This window comes from Flavobacterium sp. GNP011 (genome assembly GCF_056428925.1).
In genome coordinates, this window is sequence record NZ_JBWJVJ010000008.1 from 78,187 (window position 1) to 98,476 (window position 20,290).

Here is a 20,290-nt window from a genome sequence, read left to right on the forward strand (position 1 = left end):
GGCATTTTAACATACATATCAATAAAAATGAACAACTTGGCATCTTTGCTCTACGGTTAATTGTTTATATTTTTTCATGCGAGACAAATTTAGGCTTTTGACCTTAAACACTTGGGAATAGCTCCAAGTGTTTCTAATTTATCTGTCGCACTTATTAAATGAACTTACAAAACTTTATTTGTTAATATTTTTATATAATTTTAAAATTAACAAGATTGATTATAATCTAGGAGGATGAAAAAACTCGGACTTTGTTTCTTGATTCTACTATTCTATTCGTGTATCCCACTACGAATTGCTCCAAATATTGAGGGTGATAAAATTGTACATGCCAAAAAATTCAAAAAAGACCTTCCAAATTGCTACGGGTTTGTTTTTGAAGATAAAAAAAAGGCTGATGAATTTTACAACTTTATCAATACCAAATACAATTTAAAACACAACAATGTAGATTCAAATGTTCCCATTCTTATTGACAACAAGACTTTTTTTATGTCTTTTTTTGAAAGAGAACGAGTGACAAAAACTCTGAATTTACTTCCAATTGCCGTTGATGCCGGTTTACGAAGCAAAGGGAATGATCCGATCTTTGAGGACAATTATACTTATAGAAATGGGTTTTGGTACATCATTATTTCGGTTAGGGATAAAGAAATCAAGGACTGTCTTGACCCTACTTATACAGATCAAGCAATTGTCACCAAACATTTAAAAAAGCTTAGAGATGAGTATTTTTCGACCACAAATTATGTTGAAGCCTATTTAAAAATGAAATGATTCAGCTGGTGCAAACACCATTGCTAATAAACTTATAAAACGGTTAATTTTTTTTAAAATAAATCCTTAATTTTGCTAACCGAAGAATGTAATTAACAACTTGCTCAAGTGAGTATTTAGCTACTGCCTTTTTATCAATAAAAAAACAAAAAAACTTTACAATGAAATACGATATTATAGTTTTAGGAAGTGGTCCTGGTGGATATGTTACTGCAATTAGAGCATCTCAATTGGGCTTTAAAGTAGCCGTAATAGAAAAAGAGAACTTAGGTGGTGTATGCTTGAACTGGGGATGTATCCCAACAAAAGCCTTACTTAAATCGGCTCAAGTTTTTGATTATTTAAAACATGCTTCGGATTACGGATTAACGGTATCCTCATTTGATAAAGATTTCCCAGCTGTTGTACAACGCAGCCGATCAGTAGCAGATGGAATGAGCAAAGGTGTTCAATTCTTAATGAAGAAAAATAAAATTGACGTTATTGATGGTTTTGGAAAACTAAAACCAGGCAAAAAAGTTGACGTTACTGACAAAGAAAATAAAGTTACAGAATACAGTGCAGATCATATTATTATCGCTACTGGAGCTCGCTCTCGTGAATTACCTAACTTGCCTCAAGATGGTGTAAAAGTAATTGGTTACAGACAAGCCATGACTTTACCAACACAACCTAAATCAATCATTATTGTAGGTTCTGGAGCAATTGGAGTTGAGTTTGCTCATTTCTACAACGCAATGGGAACAGATGTAACTATTGTTGAATTTATGCCAAACATTGTTCCTGTTGAAGACGAAGACATTTCTAAACAAATGGAGCGTTCTATGAAAAAAGCTGGTGTAAAAATCATGACCAACTCTTCTGTAGAGCGTATTGATACCACGGGTGCTGGTGTAAAAGCATTTGTAAAAACAGCCAAAGGAGAAGAAGTTCTTGAAGCTGAGATTTTACTTTCAGCCGTTGGAATCAAAACCAACATTGAAAACATTGGACTAGAGGAAGTAGGAATCGCTACTGATAGAGATAAAATTTTAGTAGACGCTTTCAATTTAACCAATATCCCAGGTTACTACGCCATTGGTGATGTTACTCCAGGCCAAGCTTTGGCTCACGTAGCATCTGCTGAAGGAATTAACTGTGTAGAAAAAATTGCAGGTCTTCATGTAGAGCCAATTGACTATGGAAACGTTCCAGGTTGTACCTATGCTACTCCAGAAATTGCATCTGTTGGATTAACTGAAAAACAAGCTAAAGAAAAAGGATACGAATTAAAAATTGGTAAATTCCCATTCTCAGCATCAGGTAAAGCTAAAGCTTCTGGAACACCAGATGGTTTTGTAAAAGTAATTTTTGATGCTAAATACGGCGAATGGTTAGGATGTCACATGATAGGTGCTGGTGTTACTGATATGATTGCTGAGGCAGTTGTAGCTCGTAAACTAGAAACTACTGGACATGAAATATTAAAAGCCATTCATCCGCACCCAACCATGAGTGAAGCTGTAATGGAAGCTGTTGCTGATGCTTACGGTGAAGTGATTCACTTGTAAAATAAATAAAAGAGTTTCTAAAAAATACTTATTTTAAAATATTTGAAATCCGTTTTGTGAAAGCAAAGCGGATTTTTTTTGTCTAATTTTAAAGTCAATTATGTAACAAATCTCATAAATAATGTAACATCAAACACTTATAATTCTCGAATTTTATATTTTACTATTTCATCTATAAAATCATAAAACTAGAAAATGAAAAACATAACAATAATATCTTCCAGCATACGCACAGAGCGAAAAAGTCACAATGTGGCATTGTACCTTGAAAACTATTTAACAGCTAATAAATTGGTTACATCGGAAATTTTAGATTTAAAAAAATACAATTTTCCATTGTTTGAAGAACGATTCAAAAATTTAGAAAAGCCTTCGGCATCAGTTTTAGAATTCGCTCAAAAAATAAAATCGTCTGATGCAATTATTATTATTACACCAGAATATAATGGAAGTTTACCCGCTAGTTTGAAAAATGTAATCGATTTATTATATGAAGAATGGAGAGAAAAGCCAATTGGACTTTCAACCGTTTCATCTGGCATATTTGGAGGAAATCAATGTTTAACTCATTTACAATTTATTCTTTGGAAAATGAAAGCCACGGTTATTCAAGCAAATTTTCCGGTTCCAAATGTTGAAAAAACCTTTGATGATGAAGGACATCCAATCAAAAAAGAAGAAACTAATAAATTAGCAGATCTATTTTTGAAAGAGCTTATTGAAAATATCAAGTAAGATATACCGTTGATTATAAGTTATTTGATTAAAATATTTTGTAAATGTGGTAATAATGTAAACTAACCTTTTTATTATATAATTTTTTTGAATAGAATTTCTACAACTTTACAATATCAAAAAATTGCCATGCAAACGAATTTAGAAAATCAAGAAGGAATTAATAAAATTAAAGAATTGGCAACGGACATCGACATCTGTCTTTTTTGTAAAAATTGAAGAGTTGACCAAGGCGATTCTAAAAAATCAAGGAGTACGCAAGGAAGGGAAAAGACGATCCAAATATTTCTATTTTAAAAATTAAGCCAAATAACGCTTACTATTGGGATGTAGAAGGCAATGAAATGATTAATTTTTTCAAAATGATAGCATCTGTTGCAACGGGAACAACTCTAGTTGATGCAAAAGAAGGAAACATAAAACTATAAAGACAATAAATTTAACTAAAAAAAAATGGATAGCGAAAAAACAATCTCCGTATTAAACAACCTAATTCAAATCAACAACGATAGAATTGAAGGTTACAAAACTGCATCAGACGAAACTAATGAAGCTGATTTAAAAGCATTATTTTCTGAATTTCAAGCAACAAGTGTAGACATAAACAGCGAATTAAGAAACGAAGTTTCTAGACACGGAGGAACACCAACTGAAGATACACGAATTACTGGAAAGTTTTTTAGAGTATGGATGGATGTAAAGGCAGCTTTAACTGGAAACGACAGAAAAGTAATCTTAGAAAGCTGTGAATATGGCGAAGATGTTGCTAAAAAAACGTACGAAGAAACGTTAGAAAATGAAATTGAAAATCTTTCTTACGAGCAACAAACGATGTTAAAAGATCAGCATTTAAAATTAGTTGAAGATCACAATAAAGTAAGATCAATGGTTGAAGCACTTGGATAAATTTAATTATTTTAAACGCTTTTGTCAAGAGAAGATGGTACACACCAATGAAAATTGGTCCTAACAAAAGCGTTTTATAAAAATTCTAAAATCTATTTTGAAAATTCAAAATAGATTTTAGAATTTTTTTTTAGTTAACAGGAAGTAAACTAATAATAAACGTTTTTTTATCTGTCCAATACAGTATCGATATCTTAATTCTAATTATAATGACTGAACGAAATAAGAATACTTATTTTTTTTAAATCTTGATTCATTAGCATTTCTGAAAGTAATTCAGATTATTTTTGCTTCAATGCTCACAGAAATACATTAATTTATATATTTTTTGTACATTAACAATTATTTACAAAACGTACCCTACTTTCTAAACAAATCTCCTATATCTTTGTAAAACGTGGGCAGGACCACATGATTTAGAACTTATTTTATAAAAATGACACCTGAAAACAAACGATTTTCTACACTATTAAGCGAGAACCAAAACAACAATTGGGTACGAGCCATTGATTCCTCTAAAATTGTCAATTGGATTGATGACTTATTCAAAATTTTATTCCCTGAAAAAGCGCTAGAGACCATTCAAATAGAAGTACTTTTAAACCAAAATAAAGCCGATTTTATTAGTATTTTATCCGAAATTGTAAAGAACAAACCCACAGATGCGATACTTGATGACGCCGAAGCGTTTTATACTACTTTACCACATTTATACGCTAACATGCAGCAAGATGCTCAAGCCATTCTTGACACAGATCCAGCTGCTGATTGTATACAAGAAATCATTAATTCCTACCCAGGTTTTTTTGCAATTGAAGTATATCGAATAGCCAATGCCATCGCAACAAGAACGCCTTGCCTACTTCCCAGAATTTTAACGGAGTATGCACACAGTAAAACCGGTGTAGATATCCATCCGAACGCTACCATTGGAGTTCCGTTTATAATTGATCATGGAACAGGAATAGTAATTGGTGAAACCACAGTAATAGGAAAACATGTAAGTGTTTACCAAGGTGTAACACTAGGAGCCTTGCAAGTAGAAAAAAGTATGCAAGAAAAAAAACGACACCCTACTGTTGAAGATCATGTTATAATTTATGCTAATGCAACCATTTTAGGAGGCAGTACCATTATAGGAAACCACAGTATTATAGGCGGAAACACATTTATCACAAAAAGTGTAAATCCGTATTCATTTGTTATGCAGTCTAATAAAAACACAGTTTTAAATCAACTAGAAACAAAGGATATTAATTTTTTCTCCATATAAATTATGACAAAATTCAACAACATACTCGACACAATTGGCAATACGCCACATGTAAAAATCAATCGTTTGTTTGGTAACAACCATGATATTTACATTAAACTAGAACGCGCTAATCCTGGTGCAAGCATCAAGGATAGAATTGCACTTGCCATGATTGAAGATGCCGAAGAAAAAGGGTTACTCAAAGCAGGTGGAACCATTATTGAGGCCACATCAGGTAATACCGGAATTGGTTTAGCTATGGTTGCAGCCGTAAAAGGATACAAATTAGTATTAGTGATGCCAGAATCGATGTCAATAGAAAGACGTAGACTCATGAGTTTGTATGGTGCCGAGTTTGTACTTACACCTCGAGAAAAAGGAATGAAAGGAGCACTAGAAAAAGCACAAGAACTGGTTGCTGAATCGGCTAATGCATGGTCTCCACTTCAGTTTGAAAACCCTGCAAATATTGAAATTCATAAAAAAACTACTGCACAAGAAATCATAAAAGCATTCCCTGAAGGCTTGGATTACTTGATTACTGGTGTAGGAACGGGAGGACATATTACAGGTTGTGCCGAAATACTAAAACAACATTTCCCAAATCTTAAAGTTTATGCAGTTGAGCCAGAAGCTTCTCCTGTAATAAGTGGTGGAGCTCCTGCTCCACACCCTATTCAAGGCATTGGTGCTGGATTTATTCCTAAAAATCTTCATACTGATTTATTAGATGGAACAATTCAAGTGAGCAAAGACGAAGCATTCACTTACGCACAAAGGGCTGCAAAAGAAGAAGGAATGTTTATAGGAATATCATCAGGGGCATCACTTGCAGCTGTGGCTAAAAAACTTCCTGAAATTCCTGAAAATGCAAAAGTGCTAACTTTTTGTTACGATACAGGTGAACATTATTTAAGTATTGAAGGCTTATTTGTTTAAATAAAATTCTAGAAACCGATTTACGTTTGTAAATCGGTTTTTTTATTCTAGTTTATAAATTTTAATTGTTAAAATTAACATTAAATACGCTTATTTCACACCTAAATTCGAATTTTTAAAGATTTATAACCAAGAAAATAATTAATAGTTAAACCTTTTTAAAAATCTTAAGTCATAGAAAAAAAACTATTATGAAAAATTTTATTTTAATACTATGTATTGTATTAGTAAGCAGCTGTAGCAATAATAATGAAGTCGTTGATCCAACTCCTTCTACTGAAATGTATTTTCCGTTAAATACAAGTTCCAACTGGGAAACAACTTCAAGTGCTAGTTTAAATTGGAATCAAAGTGCAATACAGCCATTAAAAGATTTTTTAATCCAAAAAAACACAAAATCTTTTCTAATTCTTGTAAACGGAAGAATAGTAATGGAGGAATATTTTAATGGTCATACAGCAATAGATACATGGGAATGGAATAGTGCGGGTAAAACACTTGTAGCAACTACAACAGGTATAGCTCAGCAAGAAGGTCTAGTAAACTTGAATACCAAAGTATCTAATTACCTGGGTACGGAATGGACAAGTATGCCTTTACCTAAAGAAGATCTTATCCAAGTTCGTAATTTATTGACCATGACTTCAGGAAATGATGATAGTAAACAATTTATGATAAAATCAAATATAACTTACATTGCTGATGCCAATACTCGATGGGCTTATAGTAATGTTTTTCAGAAATTAACTGATGTGATTGCAAAAGCTAGCAATAAACCATTTGAAAATTATTTTAATGAAAAATTAAAAAATAAAATTGGTATGGATGGCTTTTGGAATTTTGGAGCTATTTTCACAATATACCATAGTACAACAAAAAGTATGGCGCGATTTGGACTATTAGCATTAAATAAAGGAAAATGGAATAATGAAACAATTGTAAACGAATCTTTTTTTAACGAAAGTGTAAAGACATCTCAAAATATAAATCCATCTTACGGCTACTTATGGTGGTTGAACGGTAAAACGAATGCTATGATTCCTGGTGAGCAAACCGTATTTCAAGGTTCACTTGTACCTAATGCACCTGCTGATATGTATGCAGCAATGGGAGCAAGCGATCAAAGAATTTATGTTATTCCAAGTAAGAAAATGGTAATCGTTAGAATGGGAAATGCTTCAGACCCAACAAATCCTAACTTTGCAGTTTCTGGTTTTGACAATGCCCTTTGGAGTAAAATAAATGCTGTTATCAATTAAAAAATAACTTTTCAAAAATCATTCGTATCAAAAAATATATTTCTATCTCAAAACATTTATTACTTTGTAGTTAAAATCAACTTTTTTTATTTTAATTTGTTTTAGTTTGAAAGACAAACAATTAAAAATTCAAATTAGGTAACAAAAATTATTGATTTTAACATGAATGTTCAAATATCCAAAAATTTTAAAAAAAGCACCAATAAAGCTGTTTTCTCTGTAATTTTATTTATCCTCGTTTATGTAATCATTTTAGTGATTGCAATAGGATTAACCATAGCATGTGTTACTGGTGGTATATTTATAATCATCACAAAACCAATGTTATTTACCTTCGGTTTAGGCGCAGGACTAGCAAGTTTAGGATTCTTAATATTGGCATTTTTATTCAAATTTACATTTAAAAAACACAAAATAGATAGAAGACATCTTACTGAAATTACAGCTCTAGATGAGCCAAAGTTATTTGAGTTCATTGCCGATATTGTTGCCGAAATTGACACTGATTTTCCTAAAAAAATATACCTTTCAAATGAGGTAAATGCTTCCGTTTTTTATGATTCAAGTTTTTGGAGTATGTTTTTTCCAATCAAAAAAAATTTACAAATTGGTGTTGGTCTAGTAAACACAACCACTGTTCAGGAATTCAAAGCGATTATGGCACACGAATTTGGTCATTTTTCTCAAAAAAGTATGAAGGTAGGAAGTTATGTATACAATGTTAACCAAGTAATTTTTAATATGCTTTATGACAATGAATCATTTGATAAAATGATCCAAAAATGGGCAAGCATAAGCGGGTTTATAACCTTTTTTGTAGCAATTGCTGAAATAATTATTGGACTCATACAATGGGTTTTAAAAAAAATGTATGATTACATTAACCTAAATTACTTAGCATTATCAAGAGAAATGGAATTCCATGCTGACGAAGTTGCTGCTCATGTTGCAGGTTTTAAAGCCGTAAAAGAATCTTTACTTCGAATGGATTTAGCAGATCATTCCTATAATTGTGTTTTGCAATTTTATGAAAGTAAAATTCAAGATAAAATAAAAAGCAAGAACATATACCACGAACAACATGTTGTTTTAAAATTTTTATCTCAAGAATATGCGCTTAAAATAGAAAATGAATTACCTCTAGTGAGTCCACTAGATTTTAGCAGGTTCAATAAATCTAAATTAATTATTAAAGACCAATGGGCTTCTCACCCAAGTAATACAGAGCGAATTTCATATTTAGAAGAAAATGCGGTAATTGAAAAAAGTGATAATACAGTTTTGGCTAATTCATTATTCAAAAACTCCGAAGAAATACAAGAGAAAATGACTCAAAATATTTTTGAGAATATAGAAAATTCAAATCTTCTAACAGCATTTAGTACCGCCGAATTTGAATCAGAATTTATTCAAAATTTCGAAAAAAATTCTTTTGACAAAATCTATAATGGCTATTATGACAATAAAAACCCTAATCTTTTTGATATCGATTCTCTTGAAATAGTAGAAAAAAATCAAGATTTTAAATCTCTTTTTAATCCTGAAAAAATAGATCTTGTTTATGATTATTTCGCATTAAATAACGACAAAAATACATTAGAAGACATTGAAAACAAAAATATTAACATCAAAACATTTGACTTCGAGGGTATAAAATTCAAATCAAATGATACTGTTACAATACTTCCCAAAATTAACTCAGAACTAAATGAACTAGAAACTAAAATAACAAAAAACGACATAACTATTTATTGCTACTTTCATCAACAAGCAGCAAAAAAAGGGATTCATGAATTGTTAAAAAATAGTTATAAAACTTTATTTAAAAACTACACGGTACTTGAAAGAAGGCAAGAACTGTATAAAAACCTATTAGAAACAACACAATTTTTAAGCTTGGTAACTCCATTTGAACAAATTAAAATAAATTTAGACCAACTCAAAACATTTGAAATTGAATTAAAAAATGAAATCATTCAATTACTAGAAAGTGAAATTATGCAATCAGAGATAAAACCATCTAGTAAAGAAAATTTAGAAAATTATATTAAAATTGATTATACCTATTTTATAAACAATCAATATATAAACCATGAACTTAATGTTTTAATGACTGCTATACATGATTTTTGGTATTACAGCTCTAGAAGTGTTTTTTTAGAAAAGAAAAGCCTATTAGAATTTCAAAAAGAACTTCTTTAACCTTAAAACACATTCTATAACGCTTTGATCATCAACAACTTTAAATTTTGTTTAATTTTTTGTTAAATAAGTTAAACAAGACCTTATTATGTTTACATTTGAGTATCTTAATTTAATTAAACTAAAATATTTAAAATGAAATTAGTAAAAGCAATTGGTGCTATGGCACTTTTAGGAGTTATTACAACTTCTTGTGGAGAAAAGAAAATTGCAGAAACAGCAGGAACCACCGACACAACAACAGTTGCAGTTGATTCTGCTGCAGTTGTTGAAACACCAAACATTGTAGGTGTAGCAGCTGGAAATGCCGATTTTTCTACATTAGTAACTGCAGTAAAAGCAGCTGGATTAGTAGAAACATTGAGTAGCGAAGGTCCATTTACGGTTTTTGCACCAAACAATGCCGCATTTGATAAATTACCAGCTGGTACAGTTGATGGGCTATTGAAACCAGAAAGTCTTGATAAACTGAAAGCGGTATTAACGTATCATGTAGTATCTGGAAAGTTTGATGCAGCAGCAGTAACTGAGGCCATTAACAAAAATAATGGTAAGTTTATCGTTACAACTGTTCAAGGTGGTACTATTGTATTGAGTTTAAAAGATGGTAAAGTAATTTTGACAGATGCAAATGGAGCAACTTCAACAGTTGTTCTTGCTGATGTAGCTGCGTCTAATGGTGTTATTCACGCTATTGACTCAGTGGTTATGCCTAAATAATTATTGATTCATTACAAATCTTAAAACCGCTGCAATGTTAAAATTGCAGCGGTTTTTTTATTTTTTTTAATGAATTTTCGTCACATTTATAATTTTTATTCGATATGCGTATAATATTTACAAAAATTTAGCATTCATTCATTAAGTAAATAAAAAAATAATTTAATTTTGGTAATAAATTATAAGTAACGTATGAGTTATCTCAAAACCGAATTATACGAATTAATCAAAAAAGATAACTCTGTATTTGATTTTATACAAGAAACTGCTCTTGACGGACTGACATATTGGGATATTGAAAATCCCAATCACAACTACATGAACCCTAAGTTCTGGTCAACACTTGGTTATAATTATAACGAACTACCTAGTAAAATCAAGTCATGGAAAGATCTATTTAACAAAGAAGATTTGGAGTTACTTCAAGAAGTAATTCGTACAAATTCTATAGATTTTGTTTACGAGCAAATTTGCAGATTTACCCATCAAAACGGGTTTACAGTTTGGATGAAATGCAATGGTAAAATCATTCAAAGCCCAGAAGGAAATGGTTTGCGGTTACTAGGAGCTCATATTGATATTACATACCTAAAAGAACAAGAGCTTTTACTTGAGAACTGCAATTCAGCAGCGAGAATTGGGTACTGGGAATATGACATTAAGGCCCAAAAAATTCATTGGAGTAAAATAACTAAAGAAATCCATGAAGTAAGTGAAAACTATATACCTAATCTTGAAACGGCTATATATTTTTATAAAGAAGGTGAAAATAGAGACACTATAAATCTTGCGATTCCTAACGCTATAAAATATAACGCCCCTTTTGATCATCGATTGCAGATAATTACTGCAAAAGGAAATCACCGCTGGATTAGAACTATTGGGCAAACTGTATTTATAGATGGAAAGTGTACTAAAGTATATGGTACATTTCAAGATATAACTATTGAAAAGAATGCTAAAATTGAATTAATAAAAGAGAAAGAAAAGCTACAAAGTGTTCTTGAAGGAATCAACCTAGGAACATGGGAATGGAATATTCAAACAGGAGAAGTAATTTTTAATAATCGTTGGGCAGAAATTATAGGCTACACACTTGAGGAATTACAACCCATAAGCATACAAACTTGGGTTGACTTCGCACATCCTGATGATTTACTCCAATCTCAAAAAATTCTTGAAGAATGCTATAGTAAAAAGCGCGATTTTTATCATTGTGAATGCAGAATGAAACATAAAAATGGGGAATGGGTTTGGGTTTTAGATCACGGAAGAATAATAAACTGGACTGATGAAGGACTACCCTTAATGATGTATGGTACTCATACTGATATTACCGAAACTAAAAAAACATTTGAGAGAAATAAATTATTTATAGAACAAACCCCTACCGCTATTGCAATGTTTGACACACAGGTGAAATACATTGCTTCGTCTGAAAAGTGGATTACTGATTATCGTTTACAAGGTCAAAACATAATTGGCCAATCACATTATGATGTATTCCCCGAAATAGGTGAGGAATGGAAAAAAATACATCAACAATGTTTAACTGGTGAAACTCACAAAAGGGATGAAGAAAAATTTGTTCGGTTAGATGGTTCATCACAGTGGATAAGATGGGTAGTTAAACCTTGGTACACCGATTCAGAAAAAATAGGTGGATTAATTATGCTCACAGAAGACATCACTGAAAGAAAAAAAATTCAAGAACAACTGTTAGTAAGTGAAGAGGCTTTTCGAGGTAATTTTGAGAGTGCCGCTATTGGTATGGCATTACTCAATGTATACGGGCAATGGATAAAAGTGAATAAAAACTTATGCGAAATTACAGGATACACTAATGAAGAGTTAATGCAACTCACTTTTCAAGACATTACTCATCCAGATGATTTAGAAGAAGATCTTGCTTTACTAAAAGAACTTGTAGAGGGTAAAATAAATTTTTACCACCTTGAAAAAAGATATATTTGTAAGAATGGAACCATTGTATTTGTAATATTAGCAGCGTCAATTGTAAGGGACTCTGAAAACATCCCCTTGTATATCATATCTCAAATCATAGATATTACATCCCAAAAAAATGCTGAAAATAAATTAGAACAAGCCGTATCAAAACTTCAAGGAATTCTAGATGCTAGTACACAAGTTGCTATAATAGAAACTAATCTTGATGGTATTATTACAACATTTAATACAGGTGCCGAAAATCTTTTGGGATTCAAAAAAGAAGAAATAGTTAATCTAAAAACACCTGAAATAATTCATTTACAAGAAGAAATTAAAGCGCAGCAAGAAAAATTATTTCTTCAAAAAAATATTAACTGCAAAGGTTTTGAAGTTTTTACCCATGATCTTCATAAAGGTAAATTTGAAACTAGCGAATGGACTTATGTAAAAAAAGATAGTACCCATTTCCCTGTCCAGCTCACCATTACTGCCATAAAAAAGGACAATACGATTACAGGCTATCTATTTATAGCTGTTGACATAAGTAGCATCAAAAAAGTAGAAAATGAAATTCAGTCGCTATTGTTTGTAACAAAGGATCAAAACGAACGATTGAAAAATTTTGCGCATATTGTTTCTCATAATTTAAGATCCCATTCAGGTAATATTGCTATGATGTTAGATCTACTTTTGTATGAGAATCCTACATATGCCGATAATGAAATCATTCAACTTCTAGATTTGGCATCAAAAAATTTAAAGGATACTATTGGACATCTAAATGAAGTGGTAATTATGAATACCACTATAACAGAGAACATAGCACCTGTTAATTTAAGTGATGCAATTGAAAACAGCATAAACAATATACAAATTTTAGCTAAAAATGCACAAGTTAATATCCAAAATGAAGTAAAAAGTGATGTGTTTATTTTAGGTATTCCAGCATATGTAGAGAGTATCTTGTTGAATTTTTTATCTAATTCAATAAAGTACAAATCCGATAATAGACAAGCCTACATCAAGCTTACTGCTACAATAGAAAATGAGACACTAATACTAAGTATTGAAGACAATGGACTAGGAATTAATTTAAAACAAAACGGAGATAAGATTTTTGGAATGTATAAAACTTTTCATAAAAATGATGATGCGCGAGGTATTGGCTTATTTATCACAAAAAATCAAATAGAAGCTATAGGTGGTAAAGTTAGCGTTTCTAGCGAAGTTGACAAAGGAACCACTTTTAAATTATATTTTCAAAATGCCTAAAATAGATATTGCTTGTATAATAGATAATGACCCAATCTTTGTTTTTGGTGCTAAAAGAATTATGGAAATTGCAGATTTTTGCACTAGTTTCATGATTTTTAGAGACGGCAAAGAAGCATTTGATAAATTAAAAACAATAATTCATACAGATGGAAAACTCCCTGATTTAATCTTACTGGACTTAAACATGCCCATCTGGAACGGTTGGCAGTTTCTGGATGAGTTTATCAAAATTCCAATAAAAAAAACAATTACTATCTATATTATGACCAGTTCAATTGACCCCACTGATATTGAAAAGGCAAAAAAATATAACGAAATTTCAAATTACAGTATTAAACCAATTACTCTTATTGAATTAAAAAAAATGATTGAATAAGATTTCTTTTTAAAGTACAATACATTTTATAGAGTTGAAAGTGCTGCAATAAAAGCGTCAACATCTTGTATGGTATTATAATGACTAAAAGAAACTCTCAAACTTGGTAATACTAAATCAGATTCACTTAAAAGTTCTGCCAAAACATGGGAAGGCTTAATACTTCCAGATTGACAGGCGCTTCCCCTAGATACCGCAATACCTTTCATGTCTAAATGAAACAAAATCATAGCAGTTTTATCTTTTGGGAATGGCAATAATATATTTGTAACATTATAAAACCCTGAAAGATCCCCGTTGCATTTTACACCTGGAAAATTTAAATTCAATTGTTCCCATAAATAATCCCTTAATGTTCCAATGTGTTTTTGATCCTTTTCTAAATTTAAATACGAAAGTTCTAATGCCTTAGCCATTCCTGCTATTTGATGTAAGGCTTCTGTTCCTGCGCGCAAGCCTTTTTCCTGCTCTCCACCAAAAAATAAGGGTTGTAGTCCTGAATTTTTTCGAATAAAAGCAAACCCTACTCCTTTTGGACCATGAAATTTATGTGCACTAGCAACAATAAAATCTACTGAAAGTTCCTGTAAATCTAATTTCATTTTCCCTATTGATTGAACTGTATCCGAGTGAAACAATACATTGTGCTCTTTACAAATGATACCCACACGGTTCAAATCTAGCATAGTTCCTATTTCATTATTCACATGCATTAAACTAACTAAAGTCTTTTTATCATCAGCTAAAAGAGTAACTAAATGGGTTAAATCTATTGCGCCATCTGGTTTTAAAGCTACATAATCTACTTGAATTCCGTACTGTTGCTGTAGCGCTAAAACAGTATATAATACAGCATGATGCTCTATTTTACTAGTAATAATTCGTTCTACTTTTAAATCTTTAACAGCTGATTGTAAAATCCAATTATTAGCCTCAGTGCCACAAGATGTAAAGATGATTTCTTGCGCAGTTGCATTTAATTTTTTTGCAATAGCTTTTCTAGACAATTCTAAAACATTTTTGGCACTTCTTCCAAAGCTGTGTGTAGAAGACGGATTACCGTATTCTTGTTCTAGAACGTGTGTCATTTCCTGAATCACCTCAGGACGAAGTGCAGTAGTAGAAGCATTGTCAAGATATACTTTTTGCATTGTAGTTGTTATATTTGAAAGGTTACTCGGCGTTTTTTGAAGTTGAAAATAATTTTCTGTTTTTTTTGAACAATAGTTCTTTATTGAAAACGGTGACAGATAACAAAATTAAGAAATAGGAAAATAATTGAATCTTTTGTACTTGCTCCTGATAATAAAAAACAGCTAATAAAAAATTAATTATCGGATTAATATAAATCATAATTCCCACCGCTGAAGAGTTTATTCCTTTTAAGGCATATAGATTTAAGAAAAGTGGAATGATCGTAAAAAAAACTACAATCATAAACATGCATGTATAAAAAATTGGCTCTGTAGGAACTAGACCACTGTATTTTGGGTAAAAAGGCAGTAAAATAACCGCCGTAAAAATTAACTGAATGGTTAATCCTAAAAACTTATCGATTTTATTATTTTTTCGCTGGCTTACCAAATACAAAGCATACGTTGCAGCAGTAACCAAACTAAAAAAGATATCTTGAAAATGATCAAATGATAGCAAAATACAACTCAAAAAACTAATTCCAACTGCTGCCCATTGCCAAGAACTTAATTTTTCTTTGAGCATAAAAAAGGCCAAAACTGTGGTTAGAATAGGGCATATTAAATAGGCTAAAGAAGCAGCATTTACGCTTACATGATTCATTACAAAAATATAAACAAACCAGTTTGAAGATAAAAAAAAGCCTCCGCCCAAAGTAAGCCAAATTACTTTTTTTTGCTCCTTAGGTGCTAATTGCTTGAAACGATTCCAATTTTCAGAGATTATTTTTTTTCGAAAAAAAATATTAATTAAAACCATCGTAATTACACTGAAGAAAACACGATAAAACAAGATATCTAGTGATGGATAAAGATGTAACGGTTTAAGTGCGAAACTGAAAAACCCCCACATAAAAAAAGCAAGGAAGGCAGCCGAATAATATTTATTTAATCTCATTGATGAAAAAATGAAATACAAAGATACTCTTTTCTTAAAGTAATACAGCTTTAAAAACTCATCAAGTTGGGCTATGAACGCAGAAGCTTTCAAAAAACACTGCCTTAAAATCATGTTAAAAATATGTTTTTTAAATTACAATGCAACTAGAACCCATTAAAAATTCTATTTTTGTTTCAAATTATTGAACATGAAAAAAATTTTCAGCATATTCTTTTTAACGGCTATTTTACACAGTTGTGATGACGGTGATTTAACACAGGAAACTATTAACTTCGATTCGGTTACTGCACAAAAATGTAGCACTACAAACATTATTTATAAAGTTAAAGAAAACGAAGCCTTACTTATTGATGCATCAGGAATTCAATTCCCTACTGAGGAAAGCACTCAAGAAATAGACATTAATTCTACAAATCGTGTAATTTATCGTTTTTACAACGGGACGGTAACCTCTGCAACATTATGTGAAACTATACCTCCTGCAAATCCTATTGTTGTTGACGATTGGATTGCAACAGGTGGAAAAATGGTTATTACCACAAAAGCCGTAAAACCATTAAACCAAACTGATAATAGTACCAGAATAACTGGATACAGCCACAACATTACATTTAAGAACATAACCTTTAACAAAGGAAATGGCACTCAGGTGTACGATACATTTACCTTTGGAGACTTTATTATCACTAATACCCCACCTCCTTTGGCATTCAATAAAGTATTGAATCAATGTCCAACTACTAAACAGTTACACGATAAAAATAAAAGTGAAGCCTTAATACTAGACATTGACCCCGCTTTAATTAAAAATGAAAGTACACCCTTAAACACTCCTCGCGTAGCACTAATAAGCAATACTGTAAACAAACTCACTTACAGACTGTTTGGCGGGGTATTGTCAGACAGTTATTTTTGCAACACTACTTATCCTGCTACACCTAATGTAACTGAAGAATGGATAGCAATTACTGGTGTTGTTAATACTAGCGGTACCATTGAGGTTACTACAACAACATTTGGAACGGGGTTTAAGCATACAATTGTTCTAAAAAAGGTAAAACTAAAAAAAGGAACAAATGATTTTAGTCTAGGTGACAATTACATTTACGGAGAGTTACAGACTACAAATTAGTTTTCAAAATAAGGTAGATATTATTTGATACAAAAAAACCCAATTCTAGCAGTACATATAAATTACTTTTAGAATTGGGTTTTACTTTTTATGACCAACTTACCATTTTACATGGCACTTTGCTTGATATATACTTCGGTGGCACCTAAACCATATTTTTGATAATTACCATCCTGAAAAGCAATATTATCATAGCGACCAAGTAGAAAATCAAGTTCTGCTTTTAAGATACCCTCTCCTACTCCATGAATAAAAACTATTTTTGGAATTCTGTTTTTAATGGCAAATTCAATGTGTCTTTTGGCTGTTTCAGTTTGTAAGGTCAAAATATCATAATTAGACATTCCTCTTTTATTAGGTACTAATTTTTCTATATGCAAATCAAACTCTGGTGCAGAAATTTCATTTTTAGATTTTTTTTCTTTTACAAAACTACGCGGTTTTGGTATCTCTTTTTCTTTTTTAATTTCAGCTACATCTATCTTTCTAATAGTATCTAGTAAATTACTACTCTCGCTTACTTTAATCAATTCATTGGCAAGAAATGCCATTGTAAAACCATCTTCGGTTTCTATTGTCACACGATTTTCTTGTACAGAAAGAACAACACCGTTAATGGCATCATCAAGAACCGAAACTTTATCTCCTTTATTCAACATTATCATCCTTATTTTCTTGATTCTTACTCGGTGTTTTAGCACTTAATTGCATCATTCCCATCATAAAAACTACAATAGCAACAGCCATTACATAAATGTTTTTATTAGCACTTACTTGTTCGTACAAAGCCACCACAATGGCTACTATCATAATAGGAATTATAAATTTTTTCATTTTCTAATATTAATATTCAAAAGTAATCATTTTTAAATTGCTCTTTTTAATTTGTAAAAAGTTTATTGTTTATTTGTAAAGTTGTAAAAAAGAAAAAAATTGAATTTAGAAAAATACATGCTCCCTTGTTTAAGTAAAACAATCCTTGGAATTGAATGTTTGGGTTGTGGCTTTCAGCGTGCATTTCTTCTTTTGATACAAGGTGATTTTACAAAAGCTTTTAAAATGTATCCAGCAGTATTTACCTCATTACTATTTATACTTTGTTGTGTTTTAAGTTTTTTGGACAAAAAAAGAAAATATAGTACCCTAATTATTACAACGGGAATCATAAATGGTGTTTTTATGATTGTAGGTTATTATTTCAAACATTTTGAAACGATCTTTTTGATGTAAAACAGGACTGAAATAATGGTTAACACGGGTAAATTTCTGCGGCAAAAACATTAATTATTTAACAAAGTTTCCCAATTACACAAACAGGTTTACTTGAATCCAACGCATAATTTTAATTTAGTTCAATATCTTTGCACCACTTTTTTGAACCAAAAAATTTTTTTTTATCGAATGTTCCTCTTTTGCTTTAGGAACTTTCTTTTTTAATAATCCAATAAGCTCATGAAATCATACAAAATACTAGATTTAATAGGTAACACGCCGTTAGTTGAATCTACAAACTTAATTGCCAATAAAAATATAAAACTATTATTGAAACTTGAGGGTAACAATCCTGGTGGAAGTGTAAAAGATAGAGCCGCATACAACATGATCAAATCGGCATTAGAACGAGGAGACATAAAAAAAGGCGACAAACTAATAGAGGCAACTAGTGGAAATACTGGAATAGCACTAGCCATGATTGCACAGTTATTCAATATTGAAATTGAGCTCATACTGCCCGAAGATTCTACCATAGAGCGCACACAAACCATGCGTGCTTATGGAGCAACGGTTATTTTAACTCCAGCGGCAACCGGAATTATTGGCTCTAGAGATTATGCTGATAAAAAAGTTGCTGAAGGTGGTTATATCATGCTCAATCAGTTTGCAAATGATGACAACTGGAAAGCTCATTACAATACTACAGGTCCCGAAGTTTGGAATGATACTGATGGAACGGTGACCCACTTTGTATCTGCAATGGGTACTACAGGAACTATAATTGGCACATCTACCTATTTAAAAGAAAAAAATCCTGCCATTCAAATTGTGGGAGCGCAACCAAGTGACGGTTCGCAAATACCAGGCATTAGAAAATGGCCACAGGAATATTTGCCTAAAATTTTTGATGCCAAAAAAGTAGATACTGTTATTGAAGTTTCAGAACAAGAAGCCAGAGCTATGACCAAACGTTTAGCGCTTGAAGAAGGAATTTTTGCAGGAATGAGTAGCGGCGGATCAGTAGCTGCTGCGATAAAAATTGCTGAAACTTTAGAATCTGGTGTTATTGTAGCAATCATTTGCGATCGTGGTGACCGTTATTTATCTTCGGATTTATTTGATTAATTCTAAAAATCAATACTATCCAATGAAAAAAATTTAGTTTTAATTTAATCAAGACATAATTTTTCAATTGGTTTAATAGAAGTATCATGCATCATGGGGCAAAAAACACAAGCTCAAGACTGGGTCAATTTAAAAAAGTACCAAGAACAAAATTCACAACTTAAACCATCTCCTGCTGGAGAAAAAAGAGTTATATTTATGGGTGATTCCATTACTGAATTTTGGAGCAGAATAAATCCGAGTTTTTTTGAATTAAAACCGTATATCAACCGCGGCATTAGTGGCCAAACAACACCTCAAATGCTCAACAGGTTTAAAGCTGATGTTTTAGATTTAAACCCTGCTGTTGTTGTTATACTGGGCGGTGTGAATGATATTGCTGGTAATACCGGACCAACTACGATCCAAAGGATTGCTACAACTATTTTTGAAATGGTAGCTTTGGCTCAAACCAACAAAATAAAAGTCATTTTATGTTCTGTTTTGCCTGCTTATGATTTTTCTTGGAGACCCAATCAATTTCCTGCTGAAAAAATTATAGCCTTGAATCTTTTGATAAAAAAACATGCATTAGAGAACGGTATATATTATCTTAATTATTTTAGCGAAATGAAAGATGAGAAAAACGGACTCAAAATAGAATATGGACCAGACGGTGTACATCCCAACTTAGCAGGATATCAAGTAATGGGTCCTCTAGTTGAAGTGGCAATTCAAAAAGTTTTGGAAATTTAATCCATAAAAAAAACTCGAGTGTACAACTCGAGTTTTTTTTATGTG

General features: G+C 31.5%; 20 protein-coding genes. 16 read left to right on the forward strand and 4 right to left on the reverse strand.

Annotated elements, in window-relative coordinates; genetic code table 11:
* Positions 1-234 precede the first annotated feature (234 nt).
* The 12 genes from AC061E_RS09040 (at position 235) to AC061E_RS09095 (ending at position 13,944) form a co-directional block, all read left to right on the forward strand.
* Positions 235-777, forward strand: coding sequence for a hypothetical protein (locus AC061E_RS09040; protein ID WP_478285939.1), 543 nt, complete (start codon positions 235-237; stop codon positions 775-777).
* A 161-nt stretch (positions 778-938) separates the two neighbouring features.
* Complete coding sequence (gene lpdA, locus AC061E_RS09045) at positions 939-2,327, forward strand: dihydrolipoyl dehydrogenase (RefSeq protein ID WP_478285940.1); 1,389 nt, start codon at positions 939-941, stop codon at positions 2,325-2,327.
* A 195-nt stretch (positions 2,328-2,522) separates the two neighbouring features.
* Positions 2,523-3,062 carry an NADPH-dependent FMN reductase gene (locus tag AC061E_RS09050; RefSeq protein WP_478285941.1) on the forward strand — a complete coding sequence of 180 codons (540 nt, stop codon included), beginning with the start codon at positions 2,523-2,525 and terminating at the stop codon, positions 3,060-3,062.
* A 245-nt stretch (positions 3,063-3,307) separates the two neighbouring features.
* Positions 3,308-3,490 carry a pyridoxamine 5'-phosphate oxidase family protein gene (locus AC061E_RS09055; RefSeq protein ID WP_478286001.1) on the forward strand — a complete coding sequence of 61 codons (183 nt, stop codon included), beginning with the start codon at positions 3,308-3,310 and terminating at the stop codon, positions 3,488-3,490.
* Positions 3,491-3,515: 25 nt separating this feature from the next.
* Positions 3,516-3,968 carry a ferritin-like domain-containing protein gene (locus AC061E_RS09060; RefSeq protein WP_478285942.1) on the forward strand — a complete coding sequence of 151 codons (453 nt, stop codon included), beginning with the start codon at positions 3,516-3,518 and terminating at the stop codon, positions 3,966-3,968.
* A gap of 436 nt (positions 3,969-4,404) precedes the next feature.
* Positions 4,405-5,241, forward strand: a complete 837-nt coding sequence (locus tag AC061E_RS09065) for a serine O-acetyltransferase (RefSeq protein ID WP_478285943.1) — start codon at positions 4,405-4,407, stop codon at positions 5,239-5,241.
* 3 nt (positions 5,242-5,244) lie between these two features.
* Entirely contained in the window at positions 5,245-6,162 is a 918-nt protein-coding gene (cysK, locus tag AC061E_RS09070; protein ID WP_478285944.1) for a cysteine synthase A, read from the forward strand.
* 191 nt (positions 6,163-6,353) lie between these two features.
* Entirely contained in the window at positions 6,354-7,421 is a 1,068-nt protein-coding gene (locus tag AC061E_RS09075; protein ID WP_478285945.1) for a serine hydrolase domain-containing protein, read from the forward strand.
* Between the two features lie 162 nt (positions 7,422-7,583).
* The gene (locus AC061E_RS09080) at positions 7,584-9,623 is read left to right on the forward strand and encodes a M48 family metallopeptidase (RefSeq protein ID WP_478285946.1); all 2,040 of its coding nucleotides are present in this window, start codon (positions 7,584-7,586) and stop codon (positions 9,621-9,623) included.
* A 135-nt stretch (positions 9,624-9,758) separates the two neighbouring features.
* Complete coding sequence (locus tag AC061E_RS09085; protein ID WP_478285947.1) at positions 9,759-10,343, forward strand: fasciclin domain-containing protein; 585 nt, start codon at positions 9,759-9,761, stop codon at positions 10,341-10,343.
* Between the two features lie 192 nt (positions 10,344-10,535).
* On the forward strand, positions 10,536-13,565 hold the full coding sequence (locus tag AC061E_RS09090) for a PAS domain S-box protein (protein WP_478285948.1): 3,030 nt from the start codon (positions 10,536-10,538) through the stop codon (positions 13,563-13,565).
* On the forward strand, positions 13,558-13,944 hold the full coding sequence (locus AC061E_RS09095) for a response regulator (protein WP_478285949.1): 387 nt from the start codon (positions 13,558-13,560) through the stop codon (positions 13,942-13,944). The genes AC061E_RS09090 and AC061E_RS09095 overlap by 8 nt, the downstream gene beginning before the upstream one ends.
* Positions 13,945-13,970: 26 nt before the next feature.
* Here AC061E_RS09095 and AC061E_RS09100 read toward each other — a convergent pair whose 3' ends face one another.
* Both AC061E_RS09100 and AC061E_RS09105 read right to left on the reverse strand, forming a co-directional pair.
* Positions 13,971-15,095, reverse strand: coding sequence for a cysteine desulfurase family protein (locus AC061E_RS09100; protein WP_478285950.1), 1,125 nt, complete (start codon positions 15,093-15,095; stop codon positions 13,971-13,973).
* A gap of 22 nt (positions 15,096-15,117) precedes the next feature.
* Positions 15,118-16,035, reverse strand: coding sequence for an EamA family transporter (locus tag AC061E_RS09105; RefSeq protein ID WP_478285951.1), 918 nt, complete (start codon positions 16,033-16,035; stop codon positions 15,118-15,120).
* A gap of 190 nt (positions 16,036-16,225) precedes the next feature.
* Between AC061E_RS09105 and AC061E_RS09110 the strand changes: the two genes are divergently transcribed.
* A complete protein-coding gene (locus tag AC061E_RS09110) occupies positions 16,226-17,170 on the forward strand; it encodes a hypothetical protein (RefSeq protein WP_478285952.1) in 945 nt (314 codons plus the stop codon).
* Positions 17,171-17,277: 107 nt separating this feature from the next.
* Here AC061E_RS09110 and AC061E_RS09115 read toward each other — a convergent pair whose 3' ends face one another.
* Together AC061E_RS09115 and AC061E_RS09120 are read right to left on the reverse strand one after the other, a co-directional pair.
* Positions 17,278-17,829, reverse strand: coding sequence for a DUF8465 domain-containing protein (locus tag AC061E_RS09115; protein WP_478285953.1), 552 nt, complete (start codon positions 17,827-17,829; stop codon positions 17,278-17,280).
* On the reverse strand, positions 17,819-18,004 hold the full coding sequence (locus tag AC061E_RS09120; protein ID WP_478285954.1) for a hypothetical protein: 186 nt from the start codon (positions 18,002-18,004) through the stop codon (positions 17,819-17,821). The genes AC061E_RS09115 and AC061E_RS09120 overlap by 11 nt, the downstream gene beginning before the upstream one ends.
* Before the next feature lie 99 nt (positions 18,005-18,103).
* Between AC061E_RS09120 and AC061E_RS09125 the strand changes: the two genes are divergently transcribed.
* The 3 genes from AC061E_RS09125 (at position 18,104) to AC061E_RS09135 (ending at position 20,245) form a co-directional block, all read left to right on the forward strand.
* Entirely contained in the window at positions 18,104-18,400 is a 297-nt protein-coding gene (locus AC061E_RS09125) for a DUF2752 domain-containing protein (RefSeq protein ID WP_478285955.1), read from the forward strand.
* Positions 18,401-18,622: 222 nt separating this feature from the next.
* Positions 18,623-19,510 carry a cysteine synthase CysM gene (gene cysM / locus AC061E_RS09130; protein ID WP_478285956.1) on the forward strand — a complete coding sequence of 296 codons (888 nt, stop codon included), beginning with the start codon at positions 18,623-18,625 and terminating at the stop codon, positions 19,508-19,510.
* A gap of 93 nt (positions 19,511-19,603) precedes the next feature.
* A complete protein-coding gene (locus AC061E_RS09135; protein WP_478285957.1) occupies positions 19,604-20,245 on the forward strand; it encodes a GDSL-type esterase/lipase family protein in 642 nt (213 codons plus the stop codon).
* Positions 20,246-20,290: the final 45 nt, after the last annotated feature.

Bases quoted from the DNA above. Each gene is read 5' to 3' on its own strand.
- lpdA (WP_478285940.1), top strand. From the start codon at position 939: ATGAAATACGATATTATAGTTTTAGGAAGTGGTCCTGGTGGATATGTT.
- AC061E_RS09120 (WP_478285954.1), bottom strand. From the start codon at position 18,004: ATGAAAAAATTTATAATTCCTATTATGATAGTAGCCATTGTGGTGGCT.
- AC061E_RS09105 (WP_478285951.1), bottom strand. From the start codon at position 16,035: ATGAGATTAAATAAATATTATTCGGCTGCCTTCCTTGCTTTTTTTATG.
- AC061E_RS09115 (WP_478285953.1), bottom strand. From the start codon at position 17,829: ATGTTGAATAAAGGAGATAAAGTTTCGGTTCTTGATGATGCCATTAAC.
- AC061E_RS09080 (WP_478285946.1), top strand. From the start codon at position 7,584: ATGAATGTTCAAATATCCAAAAATTTTAAAAAAAGCACCAATAAAGCT.
- AC061E_RS09040 (WP_478285939.1), top strand. From the start codon at position 235: ATGAAAAAACTCGGACTTTGTTTCTTGATTCTACTATTCTATTCGTGT.
- AC061E_RS09090 (WP_478285948.1), top strand. From the start codon at position 10,536: ATGAGTTATCTCAAAACCGAATTATACGAATTAATCAAAAAAGATAAC.
- cysK (WP_478285944.1), top strand. From the start codon at position 5,245: ATGACAAAATTCAACAACATACTCGACACAATTGGCAATACGCCACAT.
- AC061E_RS09060 (WP_478285942.1), top strand. From the start codon at position 3,516: ATGGATAGCGAAAAAACAATCTCCGTATTAAACAACCTAATTCAAATC.
- AC061E_RS09110 (WP_478285952.1), top strand. From the start codon at position 16,226: ATGAAAAAAATTTTCAGCATATTCTTTTTAACGGCTATTTTACACAGT.
- AC061E_RS09135 (WP_478285957.1), top strand. From the start codon at position 19,604: ATGGGGCAAAAAACACAAGCTCAAGACTGGGTCAATTTAAAAAAGTAC.
- AC061E_RS09065 (WP_478285943.1), top strand. From the start codon at position 4,405: ATGACACCTGAAAACAAACGATTTTCTACACTATTAAGCGAGAACCAA.
- cysM (WP_478285956.1), top strand. From the start codon at position 18,623: ATGAAATCATACAAAATACTAGATTTAATAGGTAACACGCCGTTAGTT.
- AC061E_RS09085 (WP_478285947.1), top strand. From the start codon at position 9,759: ATGAAATTAGTAAAAGCAATTGGTGCTATGGCACTTTTAGGAGTTATT.
- AC061E_RS09100 (WP_478285950.1), bottom strand. From the start codon at position 15,095: ATGCAAAAAGTATATCTTGACAATGCTTCTACTACTGCACTTCGTCCT.
- AC061E_RS09095 (WP_478285949.1), top strand. From the start codon at position 13,558: ATGCCTAAAATAGATATTGCTTGTATAATAGATAATGACCCAATCTTT.
- AC061E_RS09050 (WP_478285941.1), top strand. From the start codon at position 2,523: ATGAAAAACATAACAATAATATCTTCCAGCATACGCACAGAGCGAAAA.
- AC061E_RS09075 (WP_478285945.1), top strand. From the start codon at position 6,354: ATGAAAAATTTTATTTTAATACTATGTATTGTATTAGTAAGCAGCTGT.